Consider the following 14,193-nt stretch of genomic DNA (forward strand, 5'->3'; position numbering starts at 1 on the left):
CCGCTTGATGGTTTCTCCGGCAGGAGTGGACAGAACCGAACAGCTGAGGTGGGGCCTGTGGAAGCAGAGTTCGCGGGAGAGTCCGGGACGCACCCCACGGTGCGACTCGGTGCCGCGGCGGGCGGCATGGAAGCGCGTGCACGCCCGGAACACCGGGCGGGCCGGATCGGGCTGAGGCTCACCCGCATCGTCCTGGACCGCGGTTCCCCGCCCGACCGGCCCGTGCTGACCGAGACCGGGCGCGGCACCCTCTCCGAGCGGCGGGCCACCGCCCTGCTCCGTTCGGCCGAACCACGGGCGGCGGGCTTCCCCGTCATACGGGTGAACATCAAGGCCTCCCTCTGGACGCGGACATACCGCAGACGGCGGATACGGGCAGCCGCGCGGTGACGGACCGGTCGGCCGAGGACTGTCGACACCGCCACCGCGCTCGCACACGCCGGCTCCCGCGGGCTGCCCTACGGCCGGACGCCGATCTCGCCGATCCCGGTGCCGATGCCCGCGCAGTGTGCGGTGGACTGGCCGGACTGGCCCGGATTGAGGGTGACGTGTTCACCGTCCACGTCCGGCGACCAGCCGCAGACCAGGTACACCCAGAAGGTCTGCGCCGTGGTGCCGTTGTTCCGGCACAGCGCGTATCCCGTGTGGTCGTCGATCTGGTGCTTTCCCGTGTCGCAGGACAGGCCGCGCGGCGTCGCCATGGGTGTCACGGCGGTGGCGGCCGTCGCGGGTGCCGCAAGCGCGGCGGTCATTCCTACGACCACGGCGCCCCGCAGCACGGCCCCGGACAGACTCCCCATGCACAGCTTCATCGTTCGCATTTCCTCTTCCTGGTGCCGGACTCGGTGCCCCCGACACCGTCCCCCGCCGCCCGTGACAGAAGACAGGACTCGACCTCACCCTGTGTACGCAGGTGGGCATCCGTTCCGGCCCGGGCGCTGACGACGTACGCCGCGGCCACGGGCAGGCCGTATCCGCTGAGGATCGACGTGCGGAGCGATTCGCCGGAGGCGGACGCGACCGTGGGCTTCTCGGCATTCGACAAGCCGGTGCCCACGGCCGCGCCGCCGGCCGGCCGAAACGCTGGACATCAGCGCGCTGCTGAGCCGTTCCCAGCAGCCGTCGTGACCCCGGACCGGCCGCTGAGCAGCACGTACAGCAGCAGCGAGGAGACCAGACCGACCGCCCAGCCGTAGTCCGCGAGCGGCTTCAGGAACGGAATCAGGCCGTCAGTCGGGAACGGGCCCTTGCCGGGGGCGGAATGGGAACCGCCGATGGCCAGGACGCCGCCGACCGCGAAGGCACCGACGGCGCGCCAGTTCCAGCCGTCCGTGTACCAGTAGCGGCCGCCGGGGCGGTAGAGGTCAGCGAGGTCGAGGACGGTGCGTCGGACGATCCAGTAGTCGGCGATCAGGATGCCGGCCACCGTACCGAGCAGACCGCCGACCAGGCCGAGCCAGGTGAAGATGTACAGCTCCGGGGTCTCGGTGAGCTTCCACGGCATGATCAGCACACCGACGACACCCGTGATCAGCGCGCCCGTACGGAAGTTGATGATTTTGGGTGCGAGATTGGCCAGGTCGTAGGCGGGTGATACGACGTTCGCCGCGATGTTCACGGAGATCGTCGCGATCAGCACGGTCACCAGGGCGTAGAGCAGTCCGAAGGCGTTGTCCGTCCTGGCGACGAGCTGGACCGGATCCCAGATCGCCACTCCGTAGACGGCCTGCGAGCCGGAGGTGACCAGGACCGACAGGAGCGCGAAGAGCGTCATCGTGGTGGGCAGGCCCAGCGTCTGGCCCCAGATCTGGGCGCGCTGGCCGGCGCCGAAGCGGGTGAAGTCGGGGATGTTCAGGGAGAGCGTGGCCCAGAAGGCGATCATGCCCATCAATGAGGGGAAGAAGACCGGCCAGAAGTCCGTGCCCCAGCCGAGCTTCGAGGGCTGGTCGAGCAGCGGGCCGAAGCCGCCTGCCTTGACGGCGACCCAGACCAGCAGCACCAGGGCGCCGACGATGACGAACGGCGCCGCCCAGTTCTCGAACCGCCGCAGGGTGTCCATCCCCCGATAGATGATGGCGAGTTCGAGCGCCCAGAAGAGGGCGAAGCAGAGCCAGAGCGTCCAGGGCTGCCCGCCGATCTCGGAGGCGTTCGCCCAGCCACCGAAGATCTTCCCAAGCAGGGTGAAGATGCCGACACCGCCGATCCAGGTCTGGATGCCGAACCAGGCGCAGGCCACCGCGGCCCGGATCAGCGCGGGCAGGTTGGCGCCGCGCAGACCGAAGGAGGCGCGGGCCAGCACGGGGAACGGGATGCCGTACTTGGGTCCGGCGTGGCCGGTCAGCAGCATCGGGCCGAGCACGATCAGGTTGGCCAGCGCGATGGTGAAGACGGCTTGCTTCCAGTCCATGCCGAGGGCGACGAGACCGGAGGCGAGCAGCCACGACGGGATGTTGTGTGCCATCCCGACCCAAAGAGCGGCGAAGTTGTACGTGGTCCAGTTTCGCCGCTCCAGGGGAACGGGCAGCAGGTCCTCGTTGATGAAACGGTTGTCGGCGGGGACGGCTCCGCGGGCGAGCTCCACCCGGTCCGGCGGCGCGGATATGCGGTCCTGAGGTGGAATCGGTGGAGTGGGCGGGACGGTGGACGTCATGGCGGCTGGACCCTTCGCTCGGGAGCGGTGCCGTGCGGGGCTGGGGAGGGCGCGCGTACAGCCGTGGGGGGAGGCGCGGGTCAGGCGGACAGGGCGGGGATGATCTCGGAGCCGTACGCGTCGATCGTCGCTTCGCGCGCATCGTGCATGTTGTAGACCGCGAACTGGTCGACGCCCAGGTCGCGCAGCGCCCGGAGCTTCTCGATGTGCGCCTCGGCGGGGCCGAGGAGGCAGAACCGGTCGACGATCTCGTCGGGGACGAAGGCGGTGTCCGGATTTCCGGCGCGCCCGTGGTGGCTGTAGTCGTATCCGGCACGCCCCGCGATGTACTCGGTCAGCGCCTCGGGTACCAGGCCGGAGTGTTCGCCGTACCGGGACACGAGGTCCGCCACATGGTTGCCGACCATGCCGCCGAACCAGCGGCACTGCTCGCGGGCGTGGTCGAGGTCGTCGCCCACGTAGGCGGGGGCGGCGACGCAGATGGTCACGGAGTCCGGGTCGCGGCCCGCCTCCGCCGCCGCGTCCCGGACGGCCTTGATCATCCACTCGGTGAGGAACGGGTCGGCGAGTTGCAGGATGAATCCGTCGGCCTTCTGTCCGGCGAGGGCGAGCGCTTTCGGACCGTACGCGGCCATCCAGACAGGCAGTCTGCCGCCCTTCACCCACGGAATCTGGACCGGCTGCCCGTCGACGGTCGCCTCCCGGCCCTCGGCGAGGTCGCGGATGACGTCGATGGCCTCGCCGAGGCGGGCCAGGGTGTTGGGCTTACGTCCGGCGACGCGCATCGCGGAGTCGCCGCGGCCGATGCCGCAGACGGTGCGGTTGCCGTACATGTCGTTGAGGGTGGCGAAGGTGGAGGCGGTGACCTCCCAGGTGCGGGTGCCCGGGTTGGTGACCATCGGGCCGACGATGAGGCGTTCGGTGTGTTCGAGGATCTGGCTGTAGATGACGAACGGTTCCTGCCAGAGCACCGCCGAGTCGAAGGTCCAGCCGTAGCGGAACCCGTTGCGTTCGGCGCGGCGCATCAGGCCCACGACGGCCGATGCGGGCGGGTCGGTCTGGAGGACGAGTCCGAAGTCCATGGCAGGTGCTCCTAGGGCGTGTCTCGAATGTAGCGTCGTCCGCCCGTAGGGCGGGCCAGGCGGCATCTGGTGCGTGCGATCGCAAGACGGAGGGGTGCCCCGATACCGGTCGTATCGGGGCGAGCCCGACAACGCAGCGAGCGTGCGTGCCAGGCGCACCTGGCAGGCGGGACGTTCGAAACACTCCCTAGTCCAGGTACTGACTGGTGGCGCGCGGGGTGTACATGCCGTGACCGGCGCGCCCGGTGAACGTCCGCCGGTCGATGACGACTTCGCCGCGTGAGAGGACGGTCTCGACCTGTCCGGTGATCCGCTTTCCCTCGTACGCCGAGTAGTCGACGTTCATGTGGTGGGTCTCGGCGGAGAGGGTCTGCTCGGCGTGCGGGTCGTAGATGACGACATCGGCGTCGGCGCCCGGGGCGATGGTGCCCTTCTTCGGGTAGAGGCCGAACATCCGGGCCGGGGAGGCACAGGCGATCTCGATCCAGCGGCGGCGGGAGATGTGGCCGTCCACGACCGCCTGATGGAGGAGGTCCATCCGGTTCTCCACGCCGGGCATGCCGTTCGGGATCTTTGAGAAGTCGCCGCGCCCCATCTCCTTCTGGCCGGAGAAGCAGAACGGGCAGTGGTCGGTGGAGACGACCTGGAGCTCGTTGTTCCGCAGGCCGCGCCAGAGCGCCTCCTGGTGCTCCTTGGGTCGCAGCGGGGTGGAGCAGACGTACTTCGCGCCCTCGAAGTCCGGCTCGGCGAGGTTGTCGGTGGAGAGGAAGAGGTACTGCGGGCAGGTCTCACCGAAAACCGGAAGTCCCTTGTGGCGGGCCGCCGCCAGCTCGGCGACGGCCTCGTCGGCGGAGACGTGCACGACGTACAGCGGGGATCCGGCGACACGGGCGAGCTGGATGGCACGGTGGGTGGCCTCGGCCTCCAGCGCCACCTTGCGGACGTCGCCGTGGTAGCGCGGGTCGGTGCGGCCCGCGGCCAGTGCCTGTTCGACGAGGACGTCGATCGCGATGCCGTTCTCGGCGTGCATCATGATCAGCCCGCCGTTTCCTGCGGCCCGTTGCATGGCGCGCAGGATCTGGCCGTCGTCGCTGTAGAAGACACCGGGATACGCCATGAACAGCTTGAAGGACGTGACGCCCTCCGAGACGAGGAGGTCCATCTCCTTGAGCGAGGACTCGTTCACATCGGAGAGGATCATGTGGAAGGCGTAGTCGATGGCACAGTTGCCGTCGGCCTTCGCATACCAGGCGTCGAGTCCTTCGCGGACCGCGCGCCCCACGGTCTGGATGGCGAAGTCGACGATCGTGGTGGTGCCGCCCCAGGCGGCAGCCCTGGTCCCGGTCTCGAAGGTGTCGGCGGCGTAGGTGCCGCCGAATGGCATCTCCATGTGCGTGTGCGCGTCGACACCGCCCGGGATGACGTACTTGCCGGTGGCGTCGATGGTCCGGTCGGCGGTCCAGCTCGCGGCCGCGTCGGTGCCGTGCGCGGCGAGCGCGGCGATGCGGCCGCCCTCGATGAGTACGTCGGCGTGGAGTTCGTCGGACGCGGTGACGACGAGGCCGCCGTGGATGACGGTGCGGCTCATGTACCCCTCCTCACTCTGGCGGAACGGGTCTACGCACGTAGACATGGTGCGTGGTGAAGAACGTAGAAGTGGGTTACCCACTGTGGCAATACCGCTGCGGCTAACCGCTGAAGACGTTTCCGTTTCCGGGCATGCCGTACACCGTCGGCCCAAGGCCGGCGCCGCCGCACGACCGGACCACCGCGGGAAGACCCCCGCACTCTGATCTGCCACCGGTAAGACCGACTGGCACATGGGGGGTGGGAGAAGGAGCGGGGCTGGATGTGTGCAGCTGCAAGGCGGAGGAGGGAGGCAACGCGGAGCATTGGTGACTGACGACAACGCCGCAGATGTGGCGTGCCCAGCCCCGCGACGCCGCCCCCCTGTGCCGGTCGGTCTGAGTCCGCCCTGCGTGAGCCGACGCAGGGTCAGCCGCAGCACGTGCGAACGCGTACGGCAGGATGAGCGATCGCGTCGGATCCCGATCCGCACATCCGTGGGTCCCGACGCGAACCGCACCCCCCAGAATCGAACAGGTAAAACGGTGACGAAGCATCCCGTCCGGCGCCCGGAAACGGCGGCGGTTCCCCCCATCAGTCGTGTTCCCCGGAGAGTGGGGGTGCAGCGGTGAACCGGGCCCTCACTCTGCACGACTTGATCGTCGCCGGTATTGCGGTGGCTGCAGGCATCGCGGCGGGCCTCCTGCTGCGCGTGATTCTGCGATGGCTGGGTGAACGAGCCAGCAGGACGCGATGGAGTGGTGACGACGTCATCGTCGACGCCTTGCGGACTCTGGTTCCCTGGGCCGCGCTGGCCGCCGGCGTGGCGGCGGCAGCCACGGCCCTTCCGCTGACCGCCAGGGTCGGGCACCACGTCAATATGACGCTGACCGCTCTGCTCATCCTGGCCGCGACGCTCACGGCGGCCCGAGTGATCACCGGTCTGGTGCGGTCCGTGGCACAGTCCAGGTCGGGGGTGGCCGGATCGGCCACGATCTTCGTCAACATCACGCGCGTCGTGGTGCTGGCGATGGGCTTCCTCGTCATGCTCCAGACGCTGGGCGTCTCCATCGCGCCTATGCTCACCGCGCTGGGCGTGGGCGGTCTGGCGGTCGCACTGGCGCTGCAGGACACGCTGGCCAATCTGTTCGCGGGTGTGCACATCCTCGCTTCGAAGACGGTGCAGCCCGGCGACTACATCCGGCTCAGCAGCGGCGAGGAGGGCTATGTCGTCGACATCAACTGGCGGAACACCGTGGTGCGTCAGCTTTCGAACAATCTTGTGATCATCCCGAACGCCCGGCTCGCGGGCACCAACATGACCAACTTCAACCGGCCGGAACAGCAACTTTCGATCATGGTCCAGGTGGGTGTCGGCTACGACAGTGACCTCGAACATGTCGAGCGCGTCACGGCCGAGGTCGTCGAGAACGTGATGACCGACATCACCGGCGCCGTACCCGACCACGAACCGGCCATCCGGTTCCACACGTTCGGGGACTCCAGGATCAACTTCACGGTCATTCTGGGGGTCGGCGAGTTCAGTGACCAGTACCGGATCAAGCACGAGTTCATCAAGCGCCTGCACGCACGATTCCGGGCCGAGGGCATCGCGGTCCCCGCTCCGACGCGCACCGTGACCGTGCAGCCGCGAACGACGCCGGTCACGATCCCCCACCAGCGCGAGGCAACGCAGTCGATGTCGTAGCCGTAGTCGCGTCGCTTGTCACCGTCGTGCGGCTGATCGCGACTGTCTGGTCACACCTCGCCCGCCCTCGGCCTTCGGGTGGTGAAGGACGACATCCACGTCGGCGCCGGGGGCGATGGCGTCCTCCTTCGGGTGGAGGCCGAACATCCGGGCCGGGGAGGCACAGGCGACCTCTCCGGGGAGGCGGGAGCACCGCCGTCGCCGAAGGCGCCCCGGCCGGGCGGTCCCCGGACTACGCGACCCGGCTGGAGACCGCCGACCCGACCACGTCCACCCTGGTCGTCGGCACCTGGAGCCCGGTCCCCCAGATCATCTTCGGGTCGGCAACGGATCTGCGGATCGCCGGCGGCAACGACGAGAACACCACCGCGAAGGCCGCGGACTATCTCGCCCACGGCAACCCCGACTCCACCTTCGTCCACCTCGACGAGGTCGACGGCGCCGGGCATGCCTCCGGCAGCGCGAGCGACGCCTACCTCAAGGCTCTCAACACCGTGGACGGACAGGTCGGCCGGCTGCTCGACGCCGTCGCCTCCCGGCCGACGTACGCCAAGGAGAACTGGCTTGTCGTCATCACCGCCGACCACGGACACACCCCGACCGGCGGCTACGGCGGCAACACACCGCTGGAGCGCGGCACCTTCGTGATCGCCCGCGGCCAGGGCATCGAGCCTGGTTCCGTACGCAACGATGTCAAGATCACCGACATCGCGCTGACCGTACTGCGCCACGAGGGCGTCGCCACCGACCCGGCCTGGAACCTCGACGGCACCGCGCTCTCCGAGCTGAAGCCGGACGCATTCGACGCGCTGCGCGACTCGCTCCGTGCCCCCGTCGACGAGACAAAGCTCCCCGCCGGCACCAAGGGCTGGACCAACACCACCCCCGAGGGCTGGACCATCGACAACTCGAATATGCCTGCCGGTGGCGTCACCGAGTGGCATGGCTGGTCCTTCGCCACCGACGAGTTCTGGACCAATGCCGAGCGTGGCCAGGGCCGCGAGAGCAACGTCCGCGCCCGCAATGTGTTCGCCGTCGCCGACTCCGACGAGTGGGACGACAAGGCACACGACGCCGGACAGTTCGACTCCACGCTCGTCAGCCCCGCGTTCCCGTTGAACGGTGCGGCCACGGCGAACGTCTCGTACGCCACGAACTACCTCATCGACGGCCCGCAGACCGGTGACGTCTACGTCTCGTACGACGGTGGCGCACCGCAGCTCGTGAAGTCGTACCGGGCGAACACCAACACGGTCGAGCACCTGAAGCTGGACGTTCCGGCGGGCGCGCAGTCGGCGAAGCTGAGCTTCCGCTACACCGGTACGAACAGCGCCTTCTGGACCGTCGACCAGGTCGCGTTCGGCCAGCCCAACCCGCCGTCGCAGCTCGCCGTCGCGTCCCTGAGGGCCGACACCGAGCTGCTCGGCCGGCCGGGCACCGACGCCCCGTGGAAGGTCACCGCGGACGGCGTGGTGAGGACCGTGCAGGGCGTGCCGGTGCGGGGCGCGGAGGTCGTCGCCGAGCTGCGGTACGGCAATCAGGTGCAGATGCTGACCGGCACGACGAAGACGGACGGCTCCGTCCACTTCAGGCGACCGTGCAGCAGGGCAATGCCGAGGCCACCCTCACCGTCACCGACGTGCGCTACCAGCACCTCGCGTACTACGGCGAGCTCGACCCGGTCCGCAGGCTGGAGCTCACCCGACCCACCGGCCACAAGGGCTGACCGAGCCACTCCGACCTGCCGACCGGCCGGACCCCGCGCCTCCGTGGGGTCCGACCGCGCTCCTCCCCCGCCGGTTTACCGTGTCGGTGGCCATCGACAGGCCCGCATCTGCTGCCGGGGCACTCAGCACAACGCATCCCGTGGAGCTCCTGACCGGGTGAATGGGGGTGATGGCGACCAAGCCACACAGGCATGACCGGCCCGCCGGAACACCCAGTCGCCTCACCCCACCGTCCGCAGTGCGGCGGCGAGGATCTTCGCGCCCTCCTCCGCCTCGGCGATGGACAGCGACAGCGGCGGGGCGATCCGGAGCACGCTGGTGTTGTGCGCGCCGCCCTTGCCGATGAGCAGCCCGCCCTCGCGGGCCGCTTCGAGCACAGCGGTTGCCGCCTCTGGGTTGGCCTCGTCGGTGCCAGGTTTCACCAGCTCAATGCCGATCATCAGGCCCCGGCCGCGCACTTCACGCACGCACTCCGAGCCCGCGCCGATCGCCCGCAGCCGCTCGATGAGCAGCCCGCCGACGCGTCGGGCGTTGCCCTGGAGGTCGTGATCCAGCAGGTACGACAGGTTGGCGAGGCCCGCCGCCATGGTGACCGGGGAGCCGCCGAACGTCGAAATGGAGTTGGCGTCCAGGCAGTTCATGACGTCGGCGCGGGCGACGACGCCACCGATCGACATGCCGTTGCCGATGCCCTTGGCGAAGGTGAGGATGTCCGGCGGGCCGTTCCGGGAGTGCGCCTGCCAGCCCCAGAAGTGTTCGCCGGTACGGCCCCAGCCGGTCTGCACCTCGTCGGAGATCCACAGGATGCCGTGCCGGTTCAGGACTTCACGGAATGCCGCGAACAGGCCGTCGGGCGGGGAGGTGAACCCGCCGACACCCTGGACGGGTTCGGCGATCAGCGCGGCGGCGCCGCGGGTGTGCCCGAGCAGGTCCTCCAGATCGGCCACGCACGCCTTGATGAACTGTGCGTCGCCGAGTTCCGCGTACGGGCCCCGGGTCCGGACCCCGCCGTGGACGTACAGCGTCTGCAGCGGTGACAGACTCGTCGGCGACCAGGCCTTGTTGCCGGTGATGGCGACGGCCGAGAACGACCTGCCGTGGTAGCTGTTGCGCATCGCGAGGATCTGGTTCGACCTGCGGTACGTGGTGGCGAGCAGCAGCGCCGTGTCGTTGGCCTCGGTGCCCGAGGTGGTGAAGAAGACCCGGGCGTCGGGGATGCCGGAGAGTGTGGCGATGCGCTCGGCCAGTTCGACCATCGGCCGGTTGAGGTACAGCGTCGAGGTGTGGATGATCCGCCCGGCCTGCTCGGTGACCGCCTTCGTCACTTCGGGCAGCGCGTGAGCGGTCATCGTGGTGAGGATGCCGCCGAAGAAGTCGAGGTAGCGCTTGCCGTCCGCGTCCCAGACATGTCGGCCCTCACCGTGGGTGATCTCCAGCGGATGCCGGTAGTAGAGCGCGAGCCATTCAGGGCTGACGGCGAGGTGGCGGTGGTGCAGACTGCTCACGGCTCCACCAGTCCCTGGTACGCGTCGGGGCGGCGGTCACGGTAGAACGCCCACTGCTGGCGCACTTCCTCGATGAGACCGAAGTCGAGGTCGCGGACGAGGAGTTCCTCCTCCTTGTCGCTGGCCACCTCCCCGACGAACTGGCCGCGCGGGTCGACGAAGTAACTGGTGCCGTAGAAGTCGTTGTCGCCGTACTCCTCCTGGCCGACGCGGTTGATCGCGGCGACGAAGTACTCGTTCGCCACAGCGGACGCGGGCTGTTCCAGCTGCCAGAGGTAGCTGGAGAGGCCGCGCGAGGTCGCGGACGGGTTGTACACCAACTGGGCTCCGTTGAGTCCGAGTTGACGCCAGCCCTCGGGAAAGTGCCGGTCGTAGCAGATATAGACACCGACCTTGCCGACGGCGGTGTCGAAGACCGGCCAGCCGGCGTTTCCGGGCTTGAAGTAGTACTTCTCCCAGAACCCCTTGACCTGCGGGATGTGGTGCTTTCGGTACTTGCCGAGGTACGAACCGTCGGCGTCGATCACCGCGGCGGTGTTGAAGTAGAAGCCGGACTGCTCGATCTCGAAGACCGGCACGACGATCACCATGCCCGTCTCGCGGGCGAGCTCCTGCATCCGCCGGGCGGTCGGCCCGTCCGGGACGGCCTCGGCCCAGCGGTAGTGCTCGGGCTCCTGCACCTGGCAGAAGTAGGGCGCGTTGAACACCTCCTGGAAACCGATGATCTTCGCCCCCTGCCGGGCGGCCTCGCGAGCATGTTCCTCATGCTTGGCGATCATGGATTCGGTGTCGCCGGTCCAGGTCGCCTGGACGAGTGCGGCGCGTACGACGTGGGACATGAGCTGCTCCTTCGACGCGGCGTCAGAGAGCCTCTACGCGTTTTCTACGCACGTAGATTCGGTGCACAGGAGGAGAACGTAAGCCCCGCCACACGGCGGGGCAAGACCGTCGTCGTGAACCGGCCGAGTCGATCATGTTTCGTACCCGTGCGGTTCACACTCTCTCTTCCTTCCCCTGGGGAGAGCAGATGCCACGCCGACAGGCCAACCCGGCACGGAAGCAGGTACGGGTGACCGGCTCGTGGACCGTGCTCCACACCGCGCCACCGGCGCTCGCCGTAGCGGCGTTCCAGGACAGCGCCCCGCCGGCCGTCGTCGCCGTTCAGAAGGTGACGGCGATCCCGGTGTGCGGCCGCCTGCCGAGGCGTACGACCATGGCCGGCCAGTCGACCAGCCAGAACTTCCAGGTGTACTTGCGGGCCAGAAACCGGCGTACGGCACGCGTCCCCGCCTCGTCGAGCAGCCGCGCCGTACCCTCGGCGCTCGGCGCGCCGTCGGCGATCCGGCCGCGCACGTCGCAGACGGTCACCATGACCCGGCTGTTGTTCCGGATCCTTTTGACCTTCCACGAGTCGCTCCGGGTCCAGATGAACAGCTCCTCGCCGTCGGCCGCCGCCCACACGGGCGTGGCGACGGGCGTGCCGTCCTTCCGGTACGTGGTCAGGCTGACGTACTCGCCGCGGTCGAAGTCCTGGAGTGTCTGAGGAGTCACGGGCGTGACCCTACGCGTCCTGCCTGCCGGACACGTATGCCGCACGCGCACTCACCAGCTCCGGAAGATGCTCCCGGGTCCACGCGCAGGCCATGTCGAGCGGACCGAGCAGGGAGCGGCCCAGCGCCGTCAGTTCGTACTCGACCCGCGGCGGCCGCTCGTCGTGGACAGTGCGGATGAGGAAGCCGTCCCGCTCCATGGCCCGCAGCGTTTCGGTGAGGACCTTCGGAGTAACCCGGTGCAGCGGCACCCGCAGCTCCGAGAAGCGGCGCGGGCCGTCCTGCAGGCAGCGCAGCACCATGCCGGTCCATTTGTCGCCGACCCGGAGCGGCTGCACCCGTTGCACGCAGTCGGGGTCGTCGAACAGGTCGGCGGCCAGAGGTTCCCTCATCCTCCCGACGCTAACGCACTCCCCCGCGGGGCGGCCGTAACCGAGTTCCCTTGAAGTAACCGAGGGGTCAGGTCCTACGGTCATCCCAGCACCGCAGAGACCGTACGCAGCAGCAGAGAGCAGGGGACTTCCATGAGCAGCAGGATCGCCGTCTTCGGGGCCGGTGGCCGGGTCGGTCGCGCGGCGGTCGCGGAGGCCGTCCGTCGTGGGCACACCGTGACGGCCGTGGTCCGCGACCCGGCCCGCTGTCCGGACCTGGCCTGTCCCGGCATCAAGGTCGTACGGGGAGACGCCACCGATCCCGGGTCGGTGGCGGCCGTCACGGCCGGCCACGACGCGGCGGTCAACGCCTCGGCGCGGCTGGACATCCCGTCCGAGGAGTACTTCGTCGCGGCGGCCCAGGCGCTGGTCGCGGGACTGGGATCGGCCGGGGTGCGGCGACTCGTGGCCGTCGGAATCGCGTCGACGCTGGAGACCGCGCCAGGGGTACGGGTGATGGACGCACCGGATTTCCCGGAGGCGTACCGGGCCTTCTCACAGGGCCATGTCGCCGAGTTCGAGACCCTGACCGCGGCGGGCGAGGAGCTGGACTGGGTCATGGTGGTGCCGCCGATGGACCTGGACGTGGCGGGTCCCCGCACCGGCAGATATCGCAGCGCGGTGGGCACGGTGCTCGACGGCACCGGGCACATCTCGCACCCGGACCTGGCGATTGCATTGCTCGACGAGATCGACACACCGCGCCACCATCGCATTCAGCTGGCGGTCGCCGACTGAGCAGGCCCGGGACCGCCCGGCGCTACCCGGCCAGCCGGACGGCCGTGTCCGGTTCCCCGGCGCAGCGGATCAGCAGATCGTCCATGGAGAGACCGAGTGCGCCGGCCAGTGCCGCAACGGTGAAGAACGCGGGGGTCGGGGCGCGGCCGGTCTCGATCTTACGCAGCGTCTCGGCGGAGATTCCGGCGTTCGCGGCGATCTCGACCATGCTGCGCGTGCCTCGCGCCTCCCGGAGCAGGCGGCCGAGCCGTTCGCCGCGAAGGCGTTCTTCCGGGGTGAGAGGCGTTCGTACCATGCCCGCATTCTAGTGCCGCCGGTATTCTCATGCCGCCGTTATTCTCATACCGCTTCGACCGGTATAGTAATGGGCATGGTGCAGCTCAAGACGGATACATCCATAGAGGCGATGCGCGAGGCCGGGCGGGTCGTGGCCCAGGTCCTGACAGCCGTACGGGAAGCGGCGGCGGTCGGCGTCTCGCTGCGCGAACTCGACGAGGTGGCGCGCGGAGTACTGCGCGAGGCGGGCGCCGGGTCGCCGTTCCTGAACTACAGGCCACACTTCGCACCCACTCCCTTCCCCGCGGTGATCTGCACGTCCGTCAACGACGCGATCGTGCACGGCGTCCCGACCGACCAGCGGCTGCGCGACGGCGATCTCGTGAGCATCGACGCGGGCGCGACGCTCGACGGCTGGGTCGGCGATTCGGCCGTCAGCTTCACCGTCGGCCGCGCCCGGCCCGCGGACAGCCGGCTGATCGACACGGCGTTCGCCGCACTGGACGCGGGGATCACGGCGGCGGTAGTCGGCAACCGGATCGGAGACATCGCACACGCGATCGGAACGGTCTGCCGGACCGCCGGATACGGCATTCCGGAAGGGTTCGGCGGCCACGGCGTGGGCCGCTCCATGCACGAGGACCCGGCCGTCCCCAACGAGGGACGACCGGGCCGCGGCATGCCGTTGCGGCACGGAATGGTGCTGGCGATCGAACCGATGCTGATCGGCGGCGGGCACGACGCGTTCCATGCGGACCGGGACGGCTGGACACTGCGCACCTCCGACGGCAGCCGGGCGGCGCACGCCGAGCACACGGTGGCGATCACGGACGAGGGGCCCCGCGTCCTCACCGCCCTCTGAACAACCCGGCCCCATGCGCCCGTCACGGCCACGGGGCCGGTCCTGGCCGCCAGAAAGCCCCGAACCAGCCCCGTGGGTCGTTTTATTGACGCATGATC

The 14,193-nt window shown here is 69.2% G+C and carries 14 protein-coding genes; 5 read left to right on the forward strand and 9 right to left on the reverse strand.

Annotation, left to right across the window (positions count from 1 at the left end; genetic code table 11):
- The first annotated feature begins 57 nt into the window (after positions 1–57).
- On the forward strand, positions 58–390 hold the full coding sequence (locus ACIBB8_RS09010; protein WP_398949946.1) for a hypothetical protein: 333 nt from the start codon (positions 58–60) through the stop codon (positions 388–390).
- 68 nt (positions 391–458) lie between these two features.
- Here ACIBB8_RS09010 and ACIBB8_RS09015 read toward each other — a convergent pair whose 3' ends face one another.
- From ACIBB8_RS09015 to hydA, 4 genes are all read right to left on the reverse strand, one after another.
- Entirely contained in the window at positions 459–812 is a 354-nt protein-coding gene (locus tag ACIBB8_RS09015) for a hypothetical protein (protein ID WP_398950110.1), read from the reverse strand.
- A gap of 278 nt (positions 813–1,090) precedes the next feature.
- On the reverse strand, positions 1,091–2,650 hold the full coding sequence (locus ACIBB8_RS09020) for an NCS1 family nucleobase:cation symporter-1 (RefSeq protein ID WP_398949948.1): 1,560 nt from the start codon (positions 2,648–2,650) through the stop codon (positions 1,091–1,093).
- A gap of 80 nt (positions 2,651–2,730) precedes the next feature.
- Positions 2,731–3,732, reverse strand: a complete 1,002-nt coding sequence (locus ACIBB8_RS09025) for a TIGR03842 family LLM class F420-dependent oxidoreductase (protein WP_398949950.1) — start codon at positions 3,730–3,732, stop codon at positions 2,731–2,733.
- A 187-nt stretch (positions 3,733–3,919) separates the two neighbouring features.
- Entirely contained in the window at positions 3,920–5,320 is a 1,401-nt protein-coding gene (hydA, locus tag ACIBB8_RS09030) for a dihydropyrimidinase (RefSeq protein WP_398949952.1), read from the reverse strand.
- 606 nt (positions 5,321–5,926) lie between these two features.
- On the opposite strand from hydA, the gene ACIBB8_RS09035 reads away from it, so the two are divergent.
- Together ACIBB8_RS09035 and ACIBB8_RS09040 are read left to right on the forward strand one after the other, a co-directional pair.
- Positions 5,927–7,006, forward strand: a complete 1,080-nt coding sequence (locus ACIBB8_RS09035; RefSeq protein WP_398949955.1) for a mechanosensitive ion channel family protein — start codon at positions 5,927–5,929, stop codon at positions 7,004–7,006.
- Positions 7,007–7,251: 245 nt separating this feature from the next.
- Complete coding sequence (locus ACIBB8_RS09040; protein ID WP_398950112.1) at positions 7,252–8,928, forward strand: alkaline phosphatase family protein; 1,677 nt, start codon at positions 7,252–7,254, stop codon at positions 8,926–8,928.
- A 26-nt stretch (positions 8,929–8,954) separates the two neighbouring features.
- Here ACIBB8_RS09040 and ACIBB8_RS09045 read toward each other — a convergent pair whose 3' ends face one another.
- The 4 genes from ACIBB8_RS09045 to ACIBB8_RS09060 all read right to left on the reverse strand — a co-directional run bounded on the left by ACIBB8_RS09045 (position 8,955) and on the right by ACIBB8_RS09060 (position 12,180).
- The gene (locus ACIBB8_RS09045) at positions 8,955–10,238 is read right to left on the reverse strand and encodes an aspartate aminotransferase family protein (RefSeq protein WP_398949957.1); all 1,284 of its coding nucleotides are present in this window, start codon (positions 10,236–10,238) and stop codon (positions 8,955–8,957) included.
- The gene (locus ACIBB8_RS09050; RefSeq protein WP_398949959.1) at positions 10,235–11,077 is read right to left on the reverse strand and encodes a nitrilase-related carbon-nitrogen hydrolase; all 843 of its coding nucleotides are present in this window, start codon (positions 11,075–11,077) and stop codon (positions 10,235–10,237) included. The genes ACIBB8_RS09045 and ACIBB8_RS09050 overlap by 4 nt, the downstream gene beginning before the upstream one ends.
- Positions 11,078–11,399: 322 nt before the next feature.
- Positions 11,400–11,789, reverse strand: coding sequence for a PPOX class F420-dependent oxidoreductase (locus tag ACIBB8_RS09055; protein ID WP_398949961.1), 390 nt, complete (start codon positions 11,787–11,789; stop codon positions 11,400–11,402).
- A gap of 10 nt (positions 11,790–11,799) precedes the next feature.
- The gene (locus ACIBB8_RS09060) at positions 11,800–12,180 is read right to left on the reverse strand and encodes a winged helix-turn-helix transcriptional regulator (RefSeq protein ID WP_398949963.1); all 381 of its coding nucleotides are present in this window, start codon (positions 12,178–12,180) and stop codon (positions 11,800–11,802) included.
- A 132-nt stretch (positions 12,181–12,312) separates the two neighbouring features.
- Here ACIBB8_RS09060 and ACIBB8_RS09065 point away from each other — a divergent pair, with 132 nt between their 5' ends.
- Positions 12,313–12,957: an NAD(P)-dependent oxidoreductase gene (locus ACIBB8_RS09065; protein ID WP_398949965.1), complete on the forward strand. Its 645-nt coding sequence runs from the start codon at positions 12,313–12,315 to the stop codon at positions 12,955–12,957.
- Positions 12,958–12,979: 22 nt separating this feature from the next.
- Here the strand turns inward: ACIBB8_RS09065 and ACIBB8_RS09070 are convergent, their stop codons facing one another.
- Complete coding sequence (locus ACIBB8_RS09070; RefSeq protein ID WP_398949967.1) at positions 12,980–13,252, reverse strand: helix-turn-helix domain-containing protein; 273 nt, start codon at positions 13,250–13,252, stop codon at positions 12,980–12,982.
- 75 nt (positions 13,253–13,327) lie between these two features.
- Here ACIBB8_RS09070 and map point away from each other — a divergent pair, with 75 nt between their 5' ends.
- Positions 13,328–14,095: a type I methionyl aminopeptidase gene (gene map, locus ACIBB8_RS09075; protein ID WP_398949969.1), complete on the forward strand. Its 768-nt coding sequence runs from the start codon at positions 13,328–13,330 to the stop codon at positions 14,093–14,095.
- The last annotated feature ends 98 nt before the right edge of the window (positions 14,096–14,193 follow it).

The organism is Streptomyces sp. NPDC051286 (assembly GCF_044455345.1).
Classification (GTDB): domain Bacteria; phylum Actinomycetota; class Actinomycetes; order Streptomycetales; family Streptomycetaceae; genus Streptomyces.

What these genes read in the sequence shown, in the direction of transcription:
- ACIBB8_RS09070 (WP_398949967.1), bottom strand. Translation starts at nt 13,252, where the DNA reads ATGGTACGAACGCCTCTCACCCCGGAAGAACGCCTTCGCGGCGAACGG.
- ACIBB8_RS09050 (WP_398949959.1), bottom strand. Translation starts at nt 11,077, where the DNA reads ATGTCCCACGTCGTACGCGCCGCACTCGTCCAGGCGACCTGGACCGGC.
- ACIBB8_RS09060 (WP_398949963.1), bottom strand. Translation starts at nt 12,180, where the DNA reads ATGAGGGAACCTCTGGCCGCCGACCTGTTCGACGACCCCGACTGCGTG.
- map (WP_398949969.1), top strand. Translation starts at nt 13,328, where the DNA reads ATGGTGCAGCTCAAGACGGATACATCCATAGAGGCGATGCGCGAGGCC.
- ACIBB8_RS09025 (WP_398949950.1), bottom strand. Translation starts at nt 3,732, where the DNA reads ATGGACTTCGGACTCGTCCTCCAGACCGACCCGCCCGCATCGGCCGTC.
- ACIBB8_RS09065 (WP_398949965.1), top strand. Translation starts at nt 12,313, where the DNA reads ATGAGCAGCAGGATCGCCGTCTTCGGGGCCGGTGGCCGGGTCGGTCGC.
- hydA (WP_398949952.1), bottom strand. Translation starts at nt 5,320, where the DNA reads ATGAGCCGCACCGTCATCCACGGCGGCCTCGTCGTCACCGCGTCCGAC.
- ACIBB8_RS09015 (WP_398950110.1), bottom strand. Translation starts at nt 812, where the DNA reads ATGAAGCTGTGCATGGGGAGTCTGTCCGGGGCCGTGCTGCGGGGCGCC.
- ACIBB8_RS09020 (WP_398949948.1), bottom strand. Translation starts at nt 2,650, where the DNA reads ATGACGTCCACCGTCCCGCCCACTCCACCGATTCCACCTCAGGACCGC.